This is a genomic window from Anaerotignum lactatifermentans (assembly GCF_016902535.1).
Classification (GTDB): Bacteria; Bacillota; Clostridia; order Lachnospirales; family Anaerotignaceae; genus Anaerotignum; species Anaerotignum lactatifermentans_A.
In genome coordinates this window covers 26,338-46,218 of sequence record NZ_JACSNY010000006.1, presented here as the reverse complement: position 1 = coordinate 46,218, position 19,881 = coordinate 26,338, and the positions used below count along the sequence as shown (strand labels likewise).

The window sequence follows — 19,881 nt, the reverse complement described above, 5'->3', positions numbered from 1 at the left end:
TTTTGGAACAAAATGCCGGCGGGAATCGTATCATATGAGTTGAGAGTTGCTCTCTGCTTGTGCTTTTTTGTCTGCCATGATACACTAAAAAGCAGAAGACAATGATGGCAGACAGAATAGGGGGAGAGATTATGATTCGATTTGAATGTGACTATGCGGAAGGCGCCCATCCCAGAATTTTGGAACGGTTGATAGAGACCAATGACATACAGACCTGCGGCTATACGGATGATCCTTACAGCGACCATGCCAGGGAGCTGATCCGTAAACTCTGCGGCAGGGAGGATGTGGATGTGCATTTCCTGGTGGGCGGCACCCAGACCAATCTGACGGTGATCGCTTCCATATTGCGGCCCCACCAGGGGGCGGTATGCGCCCAGTCCGGTCATATCAATGTTCATGAGACCGGCGCCATTGAGGCCACAGGGCATAAGGTGCTGACACTGCCCAGCCGGGACGGCAAAATTACGGCAAAACAGGTGCAGAAGATGGTAGAAGGCCATTGGGCGGATGTGAACCATGAGCATGTGGTACAGCCGGGGATGGTTTATATCTCCCAGCCCACAGAAAATGGCACTATGTATACGAAGGCGGAATTGACGGCACTCTATGAAGTGTGCAGGGAGAAAGGACTGCCTTTGTATATCGACGGCGCCAGACTGGGGTACGCGCTGGCTTCACCCGCCAACGATCTGACCATGGCGGAGATTGCCGGGCTTTGCGATGTGTTTTATATCGGCGGTACGAAAATCGGCGCTATGTTTGGCGAGGCGGTGGTGATTTGTAATCCGGCGCTGAAACGGGATTTTCGTTATTACATCAAACAGCGGGGCGGTCTGTTGGCGAAGGGGAGATTTTTGGGCCTGCAGTTTGAGACCCTTTTTGAGGACGGACTGTATTTTGAGATTTCCAAAAACGCGGTGGAACGGGCGCTGGAGATCCGGAAGGTCTGCGAGGAACGGGGATTTCCTATGCTCTACGATTCCATGACCAACCAGCAGTTTCCGGTACTGCCCAATGAAATGATTGAAAAACTGGAAAAGAAATACGCCTTTTTCGTATGGGAGCCTGTGGACGCGGGACACAGCGCTGTGCGCTTCTGCACCAGCTGGAAGACCACGAAGGAACAGGCACAGGCTCTGGCAGAAGATTTGCGGGGCTGATTTGAGAAAAAAAGGATACCCAAAGGAACTGAGGTGAGACAGTTGGACAAGTACAGCCAAAGAGACGCCGCGGAACTGGTGGCTCTGGCCAGACAGGGGGATATGGACGCCTTTGAGGCGCTGATCCTGCAGCATGAAAAAATTGTGTACAATATCGCTTTTCGGATGATGGGCGGCGGCGAAGACGTGAAGGATATGGCCCAGGAGGTTTTTCTGAAGGTCTATCGGAATCTGGAGCGTTTTGACGGAAAATCCGCCTTTTCCACCTGGATCTACCGTATTGCCGTCAATACCTGTATCGACGAGATCCGGAAACGGAAGGGGAAACAGACCTATTCTCTGGACGCGGAGCTGGAGGATGAGGACGGCAATTACAAAAAGCAGTTTGCTGACGAGGGCGGACGGCCGGAAGAGGAAATACTGCAAAAAGAACTGCGGGGCGAGGTGCTGGCAGCGTTAGAGACCTTGTCGCCGGAGCACAAGGCGGCAGTGATCCTGCGGGATATCCGTGGGTATTCCTATGAGGAGATTGCGGAGATGATCCAGATGCCGCTGGGTACGGTAAAATCAAGGATTTCCAGAGGAAGAGCCCAATTAAAGGAAGAAATTTTAAAAATCAGGGAACGAAAGACAGATTCTTCCCGTCAAAAGAAAGGAAAGGAGGGAAGGAAAGAATGAAATGCGAAGATTGCAGAGAACAGCTGTGGGCGCTGTTTGGCGGCGAACTGCCGGAAGAAGAAGCCCAGCGGCTGCGGGCGCATCTGGCGAAATGTCCGGCATGTGCCGAAGAAGCAAAGCTGATACAAAATCTTTCCAAAACCCTGCGAGACCTTCCAGAAGAAGAACTGCCCTCTGGGTTCCATGATGAATTGATGCAGAAATTGGGCCGGGAAAAGGAAGCCCGGTTGGAGGATACAAAAGCCATTTCCCCTTCGGAAACAGAAGGAAAGGTAGTACCTTTCCCCGGCAGAAAGAAGCCGGGCCGGCGGAATTTCGGGCTGATTGCGGCGGCAGTTGTTCTGGTGGCTGTTCTTGGCGGCAGTCAGGGGATTTTGCAGATGCGTTCGTCACAGGACGCGGTGGTGCAGGAAATGATGGAACAGGCCGATGCTGATTCGGTCCAGACAAAGGTGCGGTCCGTACAGGAGGATACGGCACAGACGGAAGAGGTCACAGGGACAGAAAATGAGCAGCTCCAGGCCCAGACAGGTACAGGTACAACCCCAGCGGTGACAAAAAAGGAGCAGACAGCAAATTATGCTTCCAACGCAAAGACAGGGGAAGAGACTTCTTCTGAGAAACGGATGGATACAGCTTCCGCGCCCCAGACTTCCAACACAACGGCAAATGAGGAATCCCTGGACGTTATGCCCATGACAGCTTCTCAGATTGCGGATGGTCAGCCGGGACTGCGTTCTGTAACGCCCGCACAGGAAGATGTGGCACTGAAGGTGGCGGATGTGCCTGCGGCCATGACCCAGGTGGAAGCCATTGCCGAAGAAATGTCTTTGACAGAGGTGGAAAAAACAGAAAACAGTCTGACCTATGCCATGGCGGAAAGCCAGAAGCCTGCTTTTCTGGAAGAATTGAAGGAAGTGGGCACTCATGAGGCTCAGGCGGCAGTCACAGACAGCCAGAATGAAATCTGGGTCAAAGTGACTTTTGAGACACAGACAACAGAATAAAATGACGGAAGAAGAGAAGTTTTCTCTGAAAAAACTCCAAGCAAAAATTGAATTGCCTGAATCCTCTTGGTTATAAGGATTCGGGCAATATTTGTTTTCTGATGAGGAAGTCTCTGATCTTTCCGCCGTTATTTTTGTGGTATGATATTAAAAAGGAGGGGGATTTATGAAGGAAGAAAAAGTGTTTGGGTTGATGTTTTCCAGGGTTTATCCGCTGTTAGTCGCTAAGGCGGAGAAAAAAGGGCGGACACGGGAGGAAGTGGATGAGCTGACCTGCTGGCTGACAGGCTACACAAAAGAGGAATTGGAAATGTTTTTGGAGCAGGAACTGACCTATGGTGATTTTTTCCGAAATGCTCCTGCTCCCGCCAAAAACAGGGAGAACATTACCGGTGTGATCTGTGGTGTACGGGTGGAGCAGATCGAAGACCCGCTGATGCGTGAGATCCGCCGTCTGGATAAACTGGTGGATGAACTGGCAAAGGGGAAGCCCATGGAAAAGATCCTGCGCCAGTGAAGGATATAATTTTACGAAAAAAGGATAGCTGGATTCCTTTGCACGGCAGAGGCGCTATCCTTTTTGATTTTTGGAAAAGAGTAGAGAAAAACCAGAGGATGTGCCATAATAAAAAATGCCAAAGGTAGGGGAAACGGCAATATTTGCTTTTTGGGAGACCGGATGGAGCGCTATGTCTGACTTTGGACGGAAAAAAGCAGCTGTGGAGTTGCTTCTATACAATTTGCATAATTTATGAAAATGGAAGGAAACAATTTGCATATAGATACCAAACTTTAGTAATCTACTTGACTAAAGCGTTTTGCTGTTCTATGATGGTTCTATGATGAAAAATAAAAGTTTCGGAGGGTCGGCTTATGATTAAACAAGAGGGTTTTCTGAAAAAAGGCGAGCAGACGGTATATCTGCTCCGTTCGCTCTTTGAACAGTACGGATACAGAAAGTTTAAAATGAGCAAGTTTGAGGAATATGATTTTTACGCGGATAACCGCAGTTTTCTTTCGGCGGAGAATATTCTTACGTTTAACGGTCTGAAAGGACGTCTGCTGGCGCTGAAGCCGGATGTGACGTTGTCTATCGTAAAGAATACAAGAGGAAACCGGGACTGCCCCGAGCGTGTATACTATACGGAAAACGTATACCGGGCGGAAAAAGGTGACGGCGAATACCGGGAAATGATGCAGGTAGGGCTGGAGTATATCGGCGATGTGGATGATTATGCAGTTTGTGAGATCATTCTGCTGGCGAAAAAGAGTCTGGATAGCATCAGCGCCCGGTCTGTGCTGGATATTTCCCATATGGGCTTTGTTTCCGGTCTGCTGGAGGCGGCGGGTATTTCCCCCAGCAAACAGGGCAGGATTTTGGCCTGCATGGGAGAGAAGAATCCCCATGGTATCCGTCAGCTGTGCCGGGAGGCAGGCGTTTCGGAGGAAATGACGGAAAAAATCGCCATGACGGCGGAACTGGGCGGATCTTTGGAGGAAACGCTGCCCAAGGCAAAGGCCATCTGCTGCAACGAGAAAATGGAGCAGGCGGTGGCAGAGCTGGAAAAACTGCTGGCCTGCCTGAAAGCCTGCGTCTATGACCAGGGCATCAATCTGGATTTTTCCGTTGTCAATGATATGGACTATTATAACGGTATTATTTTCCAGGGCTTTGTAGATGGTATTCCAAAGAAGATCCTGTTTGGCGGCAGATATGACAAACTGCTGGAGAAATTCGGGAAAGACGCCGGCGCCATGGGCTTTGCTGTGGCCATGGATCTTCTGGAACGCTACGGCGAGACAGAAAAGACATATGATGTGGACGCGCTGCTGCTCTATGATGATACCACAGACACCATCGCCAAAATGCGGGCGGTGCAGATGCTCCAGAATATGGGCCTGAGTGTGGCGGCGCAGAAAAAGGATGACGGCAGCATTACATACAAACAGCTTTGCCGTCTCAATGAAAGAGGGGTGGAAGTCATTGGCTGAGTATATCAATATTGCCCTGCCAAAGGGCAGACTGGGAGAAAAAGCATACGATATTTTTGAATCCATCGGTTACGGCTGTCCCTCTATCCGGGAGCAGAACAGAAAACTGATTTTTGAGAATGAGGAAAACGGCGTTCGCTATTTCTGGGTAAAGCCTTCAGATGTGGCTGTTTATGTGGAACGGGGTGCCGCCGATGTAGGCATTGTGGGAAAGGATATCCTGCTGGAGCAGGGCTCGGATGTGTATGAGCTTTTGGATCTGGGCATTGGCAAATGCCGTATGGCAGTGGCCGGGCTAAAAGGCACCAGAGTCCACAGCGACCATACCCTGCGGGTAGCTACCAAGTTCCCCAATATCGCCCGGGAATATTTCCGGGGCCAGAGCCAGGAGATCGAGATCATCAAGCTCCATGGCTCCATTGAAATCGCTCCCATTTTGAATATGTCCGATGTGATTGTGGATATCGTGGAAACAGGAACGACATTAAAGGAAAACAACATGGAGCCTTTGGAGGATATCGTGCAGATCAGCGCAAGGCTCATTGCCAATAAAGCGGGCTATAAATTCAAAAACAGACAGATCCGTGAAATGTGCGAAAAGATCGCCGCACTGCGGGAAGGAAAGGAGTGAGCCGTTCCCATGATTCAGCAGTATCGTTATGAAGAAATTAAAATAGAAGATATTTTTCACAGAACAGAGGAAAAAACAGATGTGGCGGATACCGTAGCCGCTATTATTGAGGATGTGCGCAAAAACAAGGATGAGGCCCTGTTCCGCTACTGCCGTCAGTTTGACGGGGCGGAGCTGGAATGCCTGGAAGTATCTGAGGAAGAACGGGCGGCGGCGCTGTGGCAGGTAGACCATGAATTTCTGGATATCCTGCGGGAGGCGGCGGCCAATATTCGCGCTTTCCATGAAAAACAGAAACGGCAGGACTTTGTTGTGACGGAAAAAGACGGTGTGGTGCTGGGTCAGAAAATCATGCCTCTGGACAGAGCCGGGGTCTATGTACCCGGCGGCACAGCCAGCTATCCCTCTACCGTTTTGATGGATACTATCCCCGCGAAAATTGCCGGCGTGAAGGAAATCATCATGACGACACCGGCCAAGGGCGGGAAGGTAAACCCTGTGATTTTGGCGGCGGCGGAAATCGCCGGCGTAGATCGTATTTTTAAAATCGGCGGGGCGCAGGCCGTAGCCGCTCTGGCTTACGGCACAGAAAGCGTGCCTAAAGTGGACAAGATCGTAGGCCCCGGCAACGCCTTTGTGGCGGAGGCCAAAAAGCAGGTCTTTGGCCGTGTTTCCATTGATATGATTGCCGGCCCCAGTGAGATTTTGATTCTGGCCGATGATACCTGTGACGCCGAAATTGTGGCGGCGGATATGCTGTCTCAGGCGGAGCATGATAAAATGGCCAGCGCGGTGCTGGTCACAGACAGTCAGAGACTGGCGGACGCTGTATCGGCGGAGCTGGAACGTCAGATTCCTCTCCTGCCCCGGGCGGAGATCGCCAGAGCGTCTATTGATGAATGCGGCAAGATTATACTGGCGGAGTCCATGGTGCAGGCGGTGGAGATTTCTAACGAAATCGCGCCGGAACATCTGGAAATCTGTGTGGATCATCCTTTCGCCTATCTGGCGCAGATACGCCATGCGGGTTCTATTTTCCTTGGAAAGCAGGCGCCGGAGGCGTTGGGGGATTATTTCGCGGGGCCGAACCATACCCTGCCCACCAGCGGAACGGCCAGATTTTCTTCTCCTTTATCCGTAGACGATTTTATCAAGAAATCTTCCTTTACATATTATACAGCGGACGCTCTGCGGGAAGTGGGGCAGAAGATCGTCCGGTTCGCCAACGAGGAAGGCCTGCAGGCCCATGGCAGATCTGTGGCGGTGCGGCTGGAAAAAGGAGGAGAATGATATGAGCAGATTTATGAGCGCCCGCTTTGCCGGGCTGGAAGCATATACGCCGGGGGAACAGCCCCAGGATATGCAGTATGTAAAGCTGAATACCAATGAGTCGCCCTATCCGCCTTCTCCGGAGGTCTTTGCCCGACTGAGCCGGGAGGAAATCGAAAAGCTGCAGCTTTATCCCGATCCCGAAGGGAAGATCCTGCGGCAGAAGCTGGCGGCTCTTTACGGCGTGGGACCGGAAAATATTTTCCTTTCCAACGGCTCCGATGATATTTTGAATTTCGCTTTTATGGCTTTTTGTGACGAAAGCCATGGGGCGGTGTTCCCGGAGATCAGCTACGGGTTTTATCCCGTTTACGCCGATCTGTATGGGGTGAAGGCAAAAAAGATTCCTTTGAAAGAGGACTTTTCCATAGATCATAAGGACTACTGCCATGCCGGAGGGATGGTGGTCATCGCCAATCCCAACGCGCCTACGGGCATGGAAATTTCTCAGGCGCAGATCCGGGAGATTCTGCGGACCAATCCGGACAATGTGGTCATTATTGACGAGGCGTACATTGATTTCGGCGGTACCAGCTGTGTGGAACTGGTGAAAGAATACGAAAATCTGCTGGTGGTGCAGACCTTCTCCAAATCCCGTTCCATGGCGGGAGCCAGACTGGGATTTGCCATCGCGTCGGCGGGGCTGATCGAGGATCTGAATAAAATCAAATACTCCACCAATCCCTATAATATCAACCGTCTGACACTGGCGGCAGGAGAAGCGGCAGTGGACAGCAACGAATACTATATGGAAAACTGCAAAAAGATCGCCGCCACCAGAGAGCGGACAACGGCGGCTTTGCGGGAGATGGGCTTTACGGTGCTGGATTCCGTTGCCAACTTCATTTTTGCCAAGTCGGATGCCATCAGCGGCGCCGCGCTTTATGCCGGATTGAAGAAAAAAGGCGTTCTGGTGCGGTATTTCGGCAAGAAACGGATTGAGGACTTTGTGCGGATTACCATTGGCACAGATGAGCAGATGGAGATTCTGCTGGAAAAAACAAAGGAACTGTTAAAGGAGGGGAAGGCGTGAGAACAAGCGACATCAAACGGAAAACGGCGGAAACGGAGATTTCTCTTTCCTTAAATCTGGACGGCAGCGGAAAAAGCCATGTGGATACAGGCTGCGGTTTTTTGAATCATATGCTGACCCTGTTCGCCAGACATGGCAGATTTGATCTGGATGTGGTCTGCAACGGAGATACGGAAGTGGACGACCATCATACAGTGGAGGATATCGGCATTTGTCTTGGCATGGCCTTCGCGGAGGCTCTGGGCAATGGTGCGGGCATTACCCGCTACGGTCATATGATTCTGCCTATGGATGAAACATTGATTTTATGTGCTGTGGACATTTCCGGGCGAAATCATCTGGAATACGGTCTGGAGATCCCTACGGAAAAAGTAGGGACTTTTGATACGGAGCTGACAGAGGAATTTCTGATCGCCTTTGTCAGAAAGGCAAATCTGACCCTCCATGTGAAACAGCTGGCGGGCAGAAACAGCCACCATATTATAGAAGGAACATTTAAAGCGTTGGCAAGGTCCTTAAAGCAGGCGGTTGCCATTGAGGAAAAATACCGGGATGAGATCCCGTCCACAAAAGGGGTGCTGTAATGGTTGGGATTATTGATTATGGCGTAGGCAATCTGTTTTCCTTGAAAAGCTCTCTGGCTTATATTGGAGAGGAAGCGGTTGTTACCAACGATAAAGAAGTATTAAAACAGTGCGACCGCATCATACTGCCCGGCGTCGGCGCCTTTGGCGACGCGGCCAGAAAGCTGCGGGAAAGCGGTATGGCGGAGGTAGTGATGGAGGAAGCGGCGGCTGGCAAGCCTCTCCTGGGCATTTGTCTGGGGATGCAGCTGCTTTTTGAGAAGGGCTACGAATATGGCGAGCATGACGGTCTGGGTCTGGTGCCCGGCGTGGTGCGCCCTATCCGTCCTATGATCGGGGAAGAACTGAAAGTGCCCCATATTGGCTGGAACGGCCTGCATTTCCCCAAGGGGAAGGAACGGTGTCCTCTCTTTGCTGATTTGAAGGAAAACGACTGTGTTTATTTTGTTCATTCCTACGCGGGCGTAGAATGTGAGAAAGCCGTAACAGCCACAACGGAATACGGCGCGGAGCTGACGGCGGCCGTAGCCAGAGGAAACGTATTCGGCACCCAGTTCCACCCGGAAAAAAGCGGAGAAGTGGGCCTGAAAATTCTGAAGGCCTTTTGTAAACTGTAAGAAAGAGGAGGAAAGAGCATGTATATTTTTCCTGCCATAGATTTGATCGAAGGCTGCGCTGTGCGTCTGGTGCGGGGGGATTATGCCCAAAAGACCGTATACAGCGATGACCCTGCCGCCGTGGCGGAATCCTTTGCTAAAGCCGGAGCGGAATATCTCCATCTGGTGGATCTGGAGGGGGCCAAAGACGGCACAACGCCCAATCTGGAAACCATACGGAAGATTGTGGCCCGCAGCGGTCTGAAAACAGAAGTGGGCGGCGGCATCCGTTCCGAGGAAACCATACAGAAATATCTGGACGCGGGGGTATATCGCGTCATTTTGGGGACGGCGGCCATTACGCAGCCGGATTTTCTGGAAAAAATGGTGGCCAAATACGGCGAAAAAATAGCAGTAGGCGTGGATATTAAAGACGGCATGGTTGCTATCAAGGGCTGGACAGAGGTGTCCGCCCTGAGTTGTGACGCCTTTTGTGAGAAGCTGGAAAAAATGGGCGTGAAAACGGTGATTTGTACGGATATTTCCAAAGACGGCCTTCTTTCCGGCACCAATCTGGAACTGTACCGCCATCTGTCGGAAACCTATTCCATGGATCTGGTAGCCTCCGGCGGCGTGACCTCTCTGGAGGACGTGGCAGCCCTGAAAGAAATGGGCATTTACGGCGCTATTTTGGGCAAGGCCCTTTATACGGGCCATATTGATCTGGAAAAAGCAGTGAAGCTGGGGAAGGGGGAAGACAAGTGATTACAAAAAGAATCATCCCCTGTCTGGACGTAAAGGACGGACGGGTAGTAAAAGGCGTGAATTTTCAGGGCTTGAATGATGTTTCCTCTCCGGTGGAGCTGGGAAAGTATTACAGTGATAACGGGGCGGATGAACTGGTATTTTATGATATCACCGCATCTGCCGAAGGACGCGCTCTGTTTACGGATATTCTGCGGAAGGTAGCGGAGACCATTTTTATCCCTCTGACCGTAGGCGGCGGCATCAATACGCTGGAGGATTTTGACCGTGTGCTGAAATGTGGCGCCGATAAAGTCAGTGTCAATTCCGGCGCCATCAAAAACCCGGATCTGATTGCCCAGGCGGCGAAGAAATACGGGGATCAGTGTGTGGTCCTCTCCGCTGATGTGAAACGGGTAGATGGAAAATTTACGGTATTCGCCAAGGGCGGCCGGGAAAACACAGGCATGGATGCCATCCAGTGGATCAAAAAATGTGTTTCCATGGGTGCCGGGGAAATCGTGGTCAACAGCATTGATACCGACGGTGTGAAGCAGGGCTTTGACCTGGAAATGCTGGCGGCGGTCTGTGACGCTGTTTCTGTGCCCGTCATCGCTTCCGGCGGTGCTGGATGCATCGAGGACTTTGTGACCCTGTTCCATGAACTGCCCAAGGTAGACGCAGGTCTGGCGGCCTCCATCTTCCATTTTGGGGAAGTGGATATCCGGGAGCTGAAGGAGCGTCTGGCGGCGGAACAGGTATTGGTAAGAAGATAAAGGAGAAAGCTATGTTTGATCTGGATACATTGAAATTTGACGAAAAAGGGTTGATCCCCGCCGTTGTGGTGGATGCCCTCAATAAAAAGGTGCTGACAGTGGCTTATATGAACCGGGAAAGTCTGGAAATCAGCATTAAAGAAGGAAAGACCTGTTTCTGGTCCCGTTCCAGACAGGAACTGTGGCGCAAAGGAGAGACCTCCGGCAATTATCAGCATATCGTCAGCATTACGGCCGACTGCGACAGAGACGCACTGACGGTGGAGGTATTGAAGGACGGCCCTGCATGCCATCTGGGCACGGAATCCTGCTTCAATGAAACTGTTTATGCGAGTCAGGAAAATCAGGGCTTTTCCATGGATGGTCTGATGGAACTGCTGGAAGGCAGAAAGGAACAGATGCCCTCCGGTTCCTACACCACCTATCTGTTTGAAAAGGGTCTGGACAAAATCCTGAAAAAAGTAGGAGAGGAATCCACAGAGGTCATTATTGCCGCCAAAGCGGAGGATAAGAAAGAGACCATTTACGAGATCGCCGATCTGGCCTATCATGTACTGGTGCTGATGGTAGAGGCGGGCATTTCTCTGGAAGAGGTGCGCAAAGAACTGGCCTCCCGCCATGTGATTGACCATAAGGTAAAACAGGAGAAGATGACAAAATGATACCGAAAGCCAATTTTCATACCCATACCACCTATTGCGACGGCAAATGCACTGTGGAGGAAATGGTCCGGGCGGCATATGAAAAGGGATTTTCTGCGCTGGGTTTTTCCGGCCACAGCTATACGGCCTTTGATGAGAGTTACTGTATGTCCAAAGAAGGCGTGAAAAATTATCTGGCGGAGCTGGCGGAATGGAAGGCGGCCTATGCCGGGAAAATGGAAATTTATGCCGGTGTGGAGCAGGATTATTATTCTGAGGAAAGTACGGCGCCCTTTGATTATGTCATTGGGTCTGTCCATTATCTGTGCTGTGATGGACGGTATTATGATGTGGACGAGTCTTCGGAGAAAATGGAACGGGTCATTCGGGAGTATTTCGGCGGAGCCGGGCTGAAATACGCCGCCGCTTATTTCGCTGTGGCCGCGGATGTGGTGCGCAAAACCGGCGCCGATATCATCGGTCATTTCGATCTGGTGACAAAGTTCAATGAAGGAAACCGGCTTTTTGACACGGAAAGCAAGGCATATCGCTTTGCGGCCCTGGAGGCCATGGAGGCACTGCTGGAAACAGGAAAGCCCTTTGAGATCAATACGGGAGCCATGTACCGGGGACTGCGGACGGAGCCATACCCTTCCTTTGCCCTGCTGAAGGAGCTGCGCAAACGGGGCGGAAAGATCCTTCTTTCCAGCGACAGCCATGATACGGTTTCTTTGGGCTTTGGATTTGAGGAAACAGCAGTGGCCGCTCGGGAGGCAGGCTTTTCCACGGCATTACTGTGGACGCCGGTAGGCATGAAAGAATATAAATTATAGGATTTTGTATGCAATATCCTGCTAAAAACAGGGAAAAGACGGTGCTTTTTTAAGGAAAGCCCGTCTTTTTTTTGCTGCGATTGTATGAGTACTGAATACAAAGTGCAAATTATGCAGAAAATTCTTCAAAATGGACAGGGACAGAACAAGGATCATAGCGAAAACAAGTGTAATTATTGACAATAATACTCCCATAAAATGAAAATTTTTCCTTATCTGGGTTCATTTTTTGTCTTGCTGTACAAAAAAAGAGAGGAATTCTATATTTTCCGCACGGAATTTACAAATGATAAATTTATTTTTCAAATACTAAATTACTTGTTGACAACGGCATAAAAACTGACTAAAATACAAGTAAATTGCATTTACTATATTTAAACTGTTTGGAAAACACAACGAAATATGGCGGATGCAATGGGAGTTAGCTAACGACGGAATTATACATTACCATGAACTACAAAAGAAAAAACGGCTTTGGCCGGAGAAAGGCACCAACTTGTATTTTCAAAGAAAAATAAAAAGTTAAAGGGGGAGAAAGTATGAGTTTATTAACATCAAAAGGCTTTCAAAAGTATTTTGTACCTGGTATCGTATTCCAGTCCTGCGTTATCGCCGGCGGTTATGGTACAGGGCGTGAGCTGATCGAGTACTTCATGGGTTACGGCCCTGTGGGCGGCATGCTGTCCATGTGTATCGTATCTTTGCTGACTTGGTCCATTATCTGTGCGATTTCCTTTGCTTTCGCACACACTTTCAAAAAATATGACTACAAGAGTTTTATGAAGCAGCTGATGGGTCCTCTTTGGATCGTATTCGAAATCTGCTATCTGGTATTTATCATGATCGTATTGGCCGTTGTAGCCGCTTCGGCAGGTTCTATCGTATTTGAGCTGTTCGGCGTTACAAAATGGGTCGGCATCATCGGTATGGCTGTTGCCGTATTCCTGCTGGTTATCAATGGTTCTGAACTGATCGAAAAAGTTCTTTCCGTATGGTCCTTCGTATTGTACGGCGTTTATATCCTGTTCCTGATCCTGGTATTTGTAAACTACAGCGGCGATATCGGCGCGAATTTCGCTTCCGTTCCCGTAACAGGCAACTGGGCAATGGGTGGTTTCCAGTACGCGTTCTACAATCTGGCCATCATCATTGCGGTACTGTATACCATCAAACACTGTGATACAAAGAAAGAAGCGTTCTGCTCCGGTCTGATCGCCGGCGTAATCGGTATTCTGCCCGGTATCATCCTGTTTGTGGCTATGTGCAGTTTCTATCCTGTCATCATCGACGAAGAACTGCCTGTTAACTACATCCTGACACAGATGAACATGCCTTGGTTGCAGTATGTATTCCAGATCGTACTGTTCGGTACTTTGATCGAAACAGGTTCCGGCCTGATCTACTCTGTAACAGACCGTATCGAAGGCGCTATGGTAGCAAAGGGCAAAGAAGTTCCCAAGTGGACAACACCTGTTACCGCAGCTGGTCTGCTGGTTCTGGCAGTATTCATTTCCACAGCTGGTCTGACAGCACTGATCTCCAAAGGTTACGGTACATTGGCATGGGTATTCTTTATCGTATACGTAATTCCAGTATTGACTTTTGGTATTTACAAAATCGTCAAAGCAAAAGACGTAAAATAACAGAGAGGTATCAAACATTACAGACGTTTGCCGATTTTTCGGCAAACGTTTGTAGTCTGGGACAAAGATATTTAGGAGCGTGAGTGAAATGGCATTGAACACGACAAAATGCAATGAATGGGTTGCAAGAGATAAAAAAGTTTTGGCGCCGACACAGCATCTGTCTTATTTTCCTCTGGTAGTAGAACACGCCAAGGACGATATGATCTATGATGAGGACGGCAATGGCTTTATCGACTTTTTGAGCAGCGCCTCTTCCCTGAATCTGGGCAGCTGCAATGATGTGGTAACAAAAGCGCTGAAGGAGCAGCTGGAAAAATTCACACAGTACTCCATCGCTTATACCTATGGACGTACTTCCATTGAGTATGCGGAACGTCTGGCATCTGTATATCCCGGCGGCGGAGATGTAAAAGTCGTATTCGGCAACTGTGGTTCCGACGCTAATGACGCTGCCGTAAAATTCGCGAGAGCATACACCGGCAGAACAAAGATCATTACATTTATCAATGGTTATCATGGCAATACCTTTGGCGCATCTTCCATGACCACCGTTACCACAAGAATGCGTAAGGGCATGGGACCTTTCCTGCCGGATATCTATTGTTTCCCCTTCTTTGGCAACAATGTGCCCGACGAGGAATGTGAAAAGAATTGTCTGATGGAAATAGAGCGTGCCTTCAGCACCTACCTGGTAGCGGAAGAAGTAGCGGCTGTTATCATTGAGCCGGTACAGGGCGACGCAGGGCTGATTCCCGCGCATCCTATTTTCATGAAAAAACTGTATGCGCTGTGCAAAAAGTATGGCATCCTCTTTATTTCTGAGGAAGTACAGCAGGCATTCTTCCGTACAGGCAAATGGTTCGCCATTGAAAACTACGGCATCGTTCCTGACGGCATCATCATGGGCAAATCCGTTGGCGGCAGCCTGACGCTGGGCGCGTTCATGGCAAGAAGCGAGATCATGGATACACTGCCCGCACCTGCGCACCTGTTCACACTGGGCGGCAATGCGATGGCCTGCACCGCCGGTATGGCAGCCTTTGACTACATGAAGGGCGAAGAATTCCAGGGAATCCTGGCTAGAAATACAGAAATTATGAACCGCCGTCTGAAACAGCTGGAGGAAAAATTCCCCGAATTGGTAGCGGGCAATCAGGGCATCGCCATGTCCCGCGGCATCATCATCAGCAAAAAAGGCGAAGATGGGGAAAGAACACCTGACAGCGACGGTACATTTAAGATCCTGTACCGCTCCTATGAAAAAGGCCTGCTGGTAATCTCTCTGGCAGCCAATATTCTGCGTATCCAGCCGCCGCTGAATATCAAAGCGGAAAATCTGGAAAAAGGCTTCGATATTCTGGAAGAATCTATCAGTGAATATCTGAATGGCCAGATCTCTGACGATGTAATGCAGTTCCGTCAGGGCTGGTAATTCGTATTTTCCCGGGGAGGGAAGTAAATAGCTGCGAATGTTTCTGATATTTCGCAGGGGGCGTTATGAAAAAGAAACACGGAACAAATGAGATACATTTGCTCCGTGTTTTTTTCTGTTTCTATAAAATATGAAATTGTTCCGGAAAAAAGGAAAAGATATCTTTACAAAAGAAGACATTTTTTCTATAATCAGACAAGAATATAGAAAGAAAGGGAGAAGGATATGGAAACGGAAAACAAAAAAAAGGGGATGGCGTTTCAGTTCTACGGAAAAATGCCGTTGAAAGAAGCGATTCCTCTGGGGCTTCAGCATGTACTGGCAATGTTCGTGGGGAACCTGACACCGATTTTGATTATTACCGGTGCCTGCGGCCTGGGAGTCGGCAGTGAGTTCGAGGAACTTCAGGTCAGCCTGCTGCAAAATGCCATGTGGATCGCAGGTCTGGTAACACTGATTCAGTTGTTCGCCATTGGTCCCATCGGCGGCAAGGTGCCGATTATTATGGGGACAAGCTCCGGTTTTATTGGTGTATTCAATAGTGTCGTTGCTACTATGGGCGGCGGTGTGCTTTCCTATGGGGCGATTATGGGCGCTTCTATTATTGGCGGTTTGATGGAAGGGGTACTGGGATTTTTCCTGAAACCCTTAAGAAGATTTTTCCCGCCGATCGTAACGGGTACTGTGGTGCTGTCCATCGGTTTGTCTCTGATCTCTGTGGGGATTGCGTCCTTTGGCGGCGGCAGCGGCGCCTTAGACTTTGGTTCCATGGAGAACCTGCTTCTGGCCTGCTTCGTTCTGGTGGTGATCCTGGCAGTAAAGCATGGCACAAAGGGCGTGACCAGCAGTTCTTCTATTTTGATTGGCATTGTGGCAGGCTATATCGCGGCTTTGATTATGGGCGCAGTGCTGCCGCATACAGGCGTTACGGCCGACGGTGTGGAATATACAAAATCCTGGGTTCTGAACTGGGATAAAGTGAAAGAGGCGGCATGGTTCGCCATTCCCTCCATTATGCCTGTAAAGATTGTATTTGACTGGAGAGCGATTCTGCCGGTTCTGATTATGTTTATTGTAACAGCGGTGGAAACAGTCGGCGATATTTCCGGCGTTATGGAAGGCGGCATGGGCCGAGAGGCCACAGACAAAGAATTGTCCGGGGGCGTCATCTGTGATGGTATCGGGTCTTCTCTGGCGGCTATCTTTGGTGTTATGCCAAATACTTCCTTCAGCCAGAATGTTGGTCTGGTAACCATGACAAAAGTAGTCAATCGGACGGCGCTGTCTGTGGGCGCGATTTTCCTGATCCTTTGCGGTCTGGTGCCGAAGCTGGGAGCGCTGGTTTCCATTATGCCCCAGTCTGTACTGGGCGGCGCGGCAGTCATGATGTTTTCTTCCATCGTTGTCAGTGGTATCCAGCTGGTAACAAAGGAACCCATGACACCCAGAAATCTGACCATTCTTTCTGTGGCTTTGGGCGTTGGCTATGGTATGGGTGCCAACAGCAGTATTCTTGCGTCTGCGCCTTCTGCGGTTCAGCTGATTTTCGGCGGTTCCGGTATTGTGCCCGCAGCCATGGTAGCGATTGTACTGAATATCCTTCTTCCAAAAGAACGGCCGGAAGAAGAGGCCTGAAAGAAAAGGGATTTCCCAATGTCTGAAAAAGACTAGGGAAATCCCTTTTTTTGATATTTTCTATTATTTTCTGGGTGGTCTGGGGCCTTCAAACTGGTAATAATCCGTTTTGATGCGGCCATTGAATAATTTCCGCTTTCTGTCGGCTTTTCTGCCGAAAAGGGATTCGAAATATTCCATGGAAGTGATGAGATAGGTAGACCATGTGGTATCCTCCTTCATGATGCCGCCCAAAGCGCGGTACATATTCTCTACTTCCTTCAATTCCCCCAGACGTTCGCCGTAGGGCGGGTTGGTAATCATAACGCCGTATTTCCCAGGTAATGTAATTTCCTGGCAGGGGCAGACCGTAAAGGTGATGCAGTCATCCACACCGGCTTTTTCCGCGTTGGCTTTGGCCAGTTCGATGGCGGCAGGGTCAATATCGCTGCCGTAGATTTGCGGCATAGCGTCATAGTCGATGGCCTGATAAGCCTCCATTCTGGCCTGTTTCCAAAGGTCCTTGCCGATGCGTTTCCATTCTTCGGAGGCGAATTTGCGATGGATGCCGGGGGCGATGTTCCGGGCGATCATGGCGGCCTCAATGGGAATGGTGCCGGAGCCGCAGAAGGGATCTAACAGGATACGGTCCTTCCGCCAGTAGCTCAGCTGGATCATGGCGGAGGCCAGGGTCTCCTTCAGGGGCGCGTCCAGGGCGTTGGCACGATAGCCCCGCATATGCAGGCCGGAGCCGCTGGTGTCGATGGCCAGTGTGACCACATCCTTTAGAATGCCTACCTGAATGGTGTAAGAGGCGCCGGTTTCGTCGAACCAGTCTGTTTTGTAGGTCTGTTTCAATTTTTCCACAACGGCCTTTTTTACAATGGCCTGGCAGTCGGAAACACTGAACAGGGTGGATTTAACGGATTTTCCCACAACGGTGAATTTGCCGTCCTCGGGAATCCAGTCTGCCCAGGGCAGGGCCTTTGTCTGGTCAAACAGCTCTGTAAAGGTTACGGCTGTGAAGGTGCCCATTTTTACCCAGACACGGCCCGCGCAGCGCAGCCACAGATTTGCCTTGACAATATCGGCTTCTGTGCCGGTAAATTCTACCTTGCCGTCGTATGTTTTGATATTCTCAAAGCCCAAAGCCTGACATTCCCGTTTGACAACGGCTTCCAGGCCAAAGGTGGTGGTGGCGATCAGTTGTATGCTCATATGGTTTCTCCGTTCTTTCTGTAATCTCTTTTTGCCGATATAAATAAGATAATGCACCGGGAGAGCCCTGTCAAGGGAAGGGGCAAAAGCCGGGCAAAAAGAAAGGGATTTTTTGCCAAAACAGCGTTTTTTTCTTGAAATCAAGGGGAAAACAGGATATGATAGTAAAGATGCTATGATGAAAAGACAGAAATGAGGAGAACTATGTATCGATTATTGAAAACCTGCGGCAGAGCCAAGCGGGGAGAATTTCATACCCCTCATGGGGTGATCCAGACACCGGTATTTATGAACGTTGGTACAGCGGCAGCCATCAAGGGCGCTCTTTCCACGGAGGATCTGGAACGTGTGAAGTGCCAGGTGGAGCTTTCCAATACCTACCATCTGCACCTGCGTCCCGGTGATGAGGTGGTGAAAAAACTGGGCGGCCTCCATAAGTTTATGGTCTGGGATAAGCCCATTTTGACAGACTCCGGCGGGTTCCAGGTGTTTTCCCTGACAACCCTGCGCAAGATCACGGAGGAAGGCGTATATTTCAATTCCCATATTGATGGCAGAAAAATCTTTATGGGGCCAGAGGAAAGTATGCGTATCCAGTCCAATCTGGCCTCTACCATTGCTATGGCCTTTGACGAGTGCATCGGTATTCCGGCGGAACGCCCTTATGTGGAAAATTCCGTGGCCAGAACAACGCGGTGGCTGGAACGGTGCAAAAAAGAGATGGCAAGACTGAACAGTCTGGAGGATACCATCAATAAAAAACAGATGCTTTTCGGCATCAACCAGGGAGCAACTTATGCCGATATCCGAATCGAGCATGCCAAACGGATCTCGGAAATGGATCTGGACGGGTATGCCATCGGCGGTCTGGCTGTAGGGGAGACCCATGCGGAGATGTACCATATCATTGAGGAAGTGGTGCCTTACCTGCCCCAGAACAAGCCCACCTATCTGATGGGCGTAGGCACGCCGGAAAATATTCTGGAAGCCGTAGAACGCGGCGTTGACTTCTTTGACTGTGTACTGCCGGCCAGAAACGGACGCCATGCCCATGTCTATACCAATCAGGGCAAGCTGAATCTTTTGAACGCTAAGTATGAGCTGGATGATACGCCCATTGACCCTACCTGTCAGTGTCCTACCTGCCAGCGCTATACCAAGGCTTATATCCGCCATCTTTTCAAGGCTAAGGAAATGCTGGCCATGCGTCTGTGCGTTATGCATAATCTGTATTTCTTTAATACCATGATGGAGGAGATCCGCCAGGCACTGGATGAGGAACGTTTCCCCGCTTATAAAAAAGCGAAGCTGGAGGGCTTCGCACAGAATGGGAAGTAATATTTCCTTGACGCTGATACATTTCTTAGATATAATATCTTTGTATATTTTTTGAAACCATAGGATGTTAGGAGAGAAAACAAATGAATGAATGGATGAGATTTTTGCTGGATTCCAGCACAGTCATTACACCCACCGGCAGTGAAACACAGGCAGCTGCGGAAACAACCAGCAGCGGTCTGTTCGGCGGATTTTTGAGCGGCAGCAACGGTTTTACGATCGTAATCGTATACGTGATCGCCCTGGTTGTAATTATGTATTTCCTGTCCTTCCGCCCCACACAGAAAAGAGAAAAGGCGCTGGCAGAACAGAGAAACGCTATCCAGATCGGCGATATGGTTGTTACCAACAGCGGTCTGTACGGCAAAGTTGTAGACATGACATATGATTGCTTCATCATCGAGTTCGGTCTGAACAAAGGGGTGCGTGTACCGGTAGCCAGAGGCGAGGTATACGGCAAGAGAGAGCCCAACATGACCAACGAGGCACCTCCCGAAGAGGAAAAGCCTAAGAAAAAAGGTCTGTTCAGAAGAGGCTGAGCATAAATATTCGCGTGGTTTTCCTGTGGGGAAACCACGCTTTTTTTATATAAAAAATACTGTCCGGATCTATCAGAAATACAAGCA

Annotated in this window: 20 protein-coding genes; 19 read left to right on the top strand and 1 reads right to left on the bottom strand. The window is 49.8% G+C overall.

Going from position 1 to position 19,881, the window contains the following annotated elements:
• Positions 1–131 precede the first annotated feature (131 nt).
• The 17 genes from H9X84_RS06225 to H9X84_RS06145 all read left to right on the top strand — a co-directional run bounded on the left by H9X84_RS06225 (position 132) and on the right by H9X84_RS06145 (position 16,720).
• Entirely contained in the window at positions 132–1,163 is a 1,032-nt protein-coding gene (locus tag H9X84_RS06225; protein ID WP_205133450.1) for a threonine aldolase family protein, read from the top strand.
• 33 nt (positions 1,164–1,196) lie between these two features.
• Positions 1,197–1,841 (top strand): sigma-70 family RNA polymerase sigma factor, encoded by a 645-nt coding sequence (locus H9X84_RS06220; protein ID WP_205133449.1) that lies wholly within the window; start codon positions 1,197–1,199, stop codon positions 1,839–1,841.
• Positions 1,838–2,848: an anti-sigma factor family protein gene (locus tag H9X84_RS06215; RefSeq protein WP_205133448.1), complete on the top strand. Its 1,011-nt coding sequence runs from the start codon at positions 1,838–1,840 to the stop codon at positions 2,846–2,848. Before H9X84_RS06220 ends, H9X84_RS06215 begins: the two co-directional genes overlap by 4 nt.
• A gap of 166 nt (positions 2,849–3,014) precedes the next feature.
• Positions 3,015–3,365 (top strand): DUF2200 domain-containing protein, encoded by a 351-nt coding sequence (locus H9X84_RS06210; protein WP_205133447.1) that lies wholly within the window; start codon positions 3,015–3,017, stop codon positions 3,363–3,365.
• 356 nt (positions 3,366–3,721) lie between these two features.
• Positions 3,722–4,840, top strand: coding sequence for an ATP phosphoribosyltransferase regulatory subunit (locus H9X84_RS06205; RefSeq protein WP_205133446.1), 1,119 nt, complete (start codon positions 3,722–3,724; stop codon positions 4,838–4,840).
• Positions 4,833–5,471, top strand: coding sequence for an ATP phosphoribosyltransferase (gene hisG / locus H9X84_RS06200; RefSeq protein ID WP_243423577.1), 639 nt, complete (start codon positions 4,833–4,835; stop codon positions 5,469–5,471). The genes H9X84_RS06205 and hisG overlap by 8 nt, the downstream gene beginning before the upstream one ends.
• Positions 5,472–5,480: 9 nt before the next feature.
• Complete coding sequence (gene hisD, locus H9X84_RS06195; protein ID WP_205133444.1) at positions 5,481–6,761, top strand: histidinol dehydrogenase; 1,281 nt, start codon at positions 5,481–5,483, stop codon at positions 6,759–6,761.
• A gap of 1 nt (position 6,762) precedes the next feature.
• Complete coding sequence (gene hisC / locus H9X84_RS06190; RefSeq protein ID WP_205133443.1) at positions 6,763–7,833, top strand: histidinol-phosphate transaminase; 1,071 nt, start codon at positions 6,763–6,765, stop codon at positions 7,831–7,833.
• Positions 7,830–8,417: an imidazoleglycerol-phosphate dehydratase HisB gene (hisB, locus tag H9X84_RS06185; RefSeq protein ID WP_205133442.1), complete on the top strand. Its 588-nt coding sequence runs from the start codon at positions 7,830–7,832 to the stop codon at positions 8,415–8,417. Before hisC ends, hisB begins: the two co-directional genes overlap by 4 nt.
• Positions 8,417–9,034, top strand: coding sequence for an imidazole glycerol phosphate synthase subunit HisH (gene hisH, locus H9X84_RS06180; protein WP_205133441.1), 618 nt, complete (start codon positions 8,417–8,419; stop codon positions 9,032–9,034). Before hisB ends, hisH begins: the two co-directional genes overlap by 1 nt.
• Positions 9,035–9,052: 18 nt before the next feature.
• Positions 9,053–9,778: a 1-(5-phosphoribosyl)-5-[(5-phosphoribosylamino)methylideneamino]imidazole-4-carboxamide isomerase gene (gene hisA / locus H9X84_RS06175; protein WP_205133440.1), complete on the top strand. Its 726-nt coding sequence runs from the start codon at positions 9,053–9,055 to the stop codon at positions 9,776–9,778.
• Positions 9,775–10,533: an imidazole glycerol phosphate synthase subunit HisF gene (hisF, locus tag H9X84_RS06170; RefSeq protein ID WP_205133439.1), complete on the top strand. Its 759-nt coding sequence runs from the start codon at positions 9,775–9,777 to the stop codon at positions 10,531–10,533. Before hisA ends, hisF begins: the two co-directional genes overlap by 4 nt.
• A gap of 11 nt (positions 10,534–10,544) precedes the next feature.
• The gene (hisIE, locus tag H9X84_RS06165) at positions 10,545–11,195 is read left to right on the top strand and encodes a bifunctional phosphoribosyl-AMP cyclohydrolase/phosphoribosyl-ATP diphosphatase HisIE (protein WP_205133438.1); all 651 of its coding nucleotides are present in this window, start codon (positions 10,545–10,547) and stop codon (positions 11,193–11,195) included.
• A complete protein-coding gene (locus H9X84_RS06160) occupies positions 11,192–12,007 on the top strand; it encodes a histidinol-phosphatase (protein ID WP_205133437.1) in 816 nt (271 codons plus the stop codon). Before hisIE ends, H9X84_RS06160 begins: the two co-directional genes overlap by 4 nt.
• A 539-nt stretch (positions 12,008–12,546) precedes the next feature.
• Positions 12,547–13,650: a hypothetical protein gene (locus tag H9X84_RS06155; RefSeq protein ID WP_205133436.1), complete on the top strand. Its 1,104-nt coding sequence runs from the start codon at positions 12,547–12,549 to the stop codon at positions 13,648–13,650.
• Positions 13,651–13,738: 88 nt separating this feature from the next.
• A complete protein-coding gene (locus H9X84_RS06150; RefSeq protein ID WP_243423575.1) occupies positions 13,739–15,085 on the top strand; it encodes an aspartate aminotransferase family protein in 1,347 nt (448 codons plus the stop codon).
• A gap of 225 nt (positions 15,086–15,310) precedes the next feature.
• Positions 15,311–16,720 carry a uracil-xanthine permease family protein gene (locus H9X84_RS06145; RefSeq protein WP_205133435.1) on the top strand — a complete coding sequence of 470 codons (1,410 nt, stop codon included), beginning with the start codon at positions 15,311–15,313 and terminating at the stop codon, positions 16,718–16,720.
• A 63-nt stretch (positions 16,721–16,783) separates the two neighbouring features.
• On the opposite strand, the gene H9X84_RS06140 is transcribed toward H9X84_RS06145, so the two are convergent.
• Positions 16,784–17,917: a THUMP domain-containing class I SAM-dependent RNA methyltransferase gene (locus H9X84_RS06140; protein WP_205133434.1), complete on the bottom strand. Its 1,134-nt coding sequence runs from the start codon at positions 17,915–17,917 to the stop codon at positions 16,784–16,786.
• Positions 17,918–18,121: 204 nt separating this feature from the next.
• Between H9X84_RS06140 and tgt the strand changes: the two genes are divergently transcribed.
• Both tgt and yajC read left to right on the top strand, forming a co-directional pair.
• Positions 18,122–19,255 (top strand): tRNA guanosine(34) transglycosylase Tgt, encoded by a 1,134-nt coding sequence (gene tgt / locus H9X84_RS06135; protein WP_205133433.1) that lies wholly within the window; start codon positions 18,122–18,124, stop codon positions 19,253–19,255.
• Between the two features lie 83 nt (positions 19,256–19,338).
• Positions 19,339–19,794 carry a preprotein translocase subunit YajC gene (gene yajC, locus H9X84_RS06130; protein WP_205133432.1) on the top strand — a complete coding sequence of 152 codons (456 nt, stop codon included), beginning with the start codon at positions 19,339–19,341 and terminating at the stop codon, positions 19,792–19,794.
• Positions 19,795–19,881: the final 87 nt, after the last annotated feature.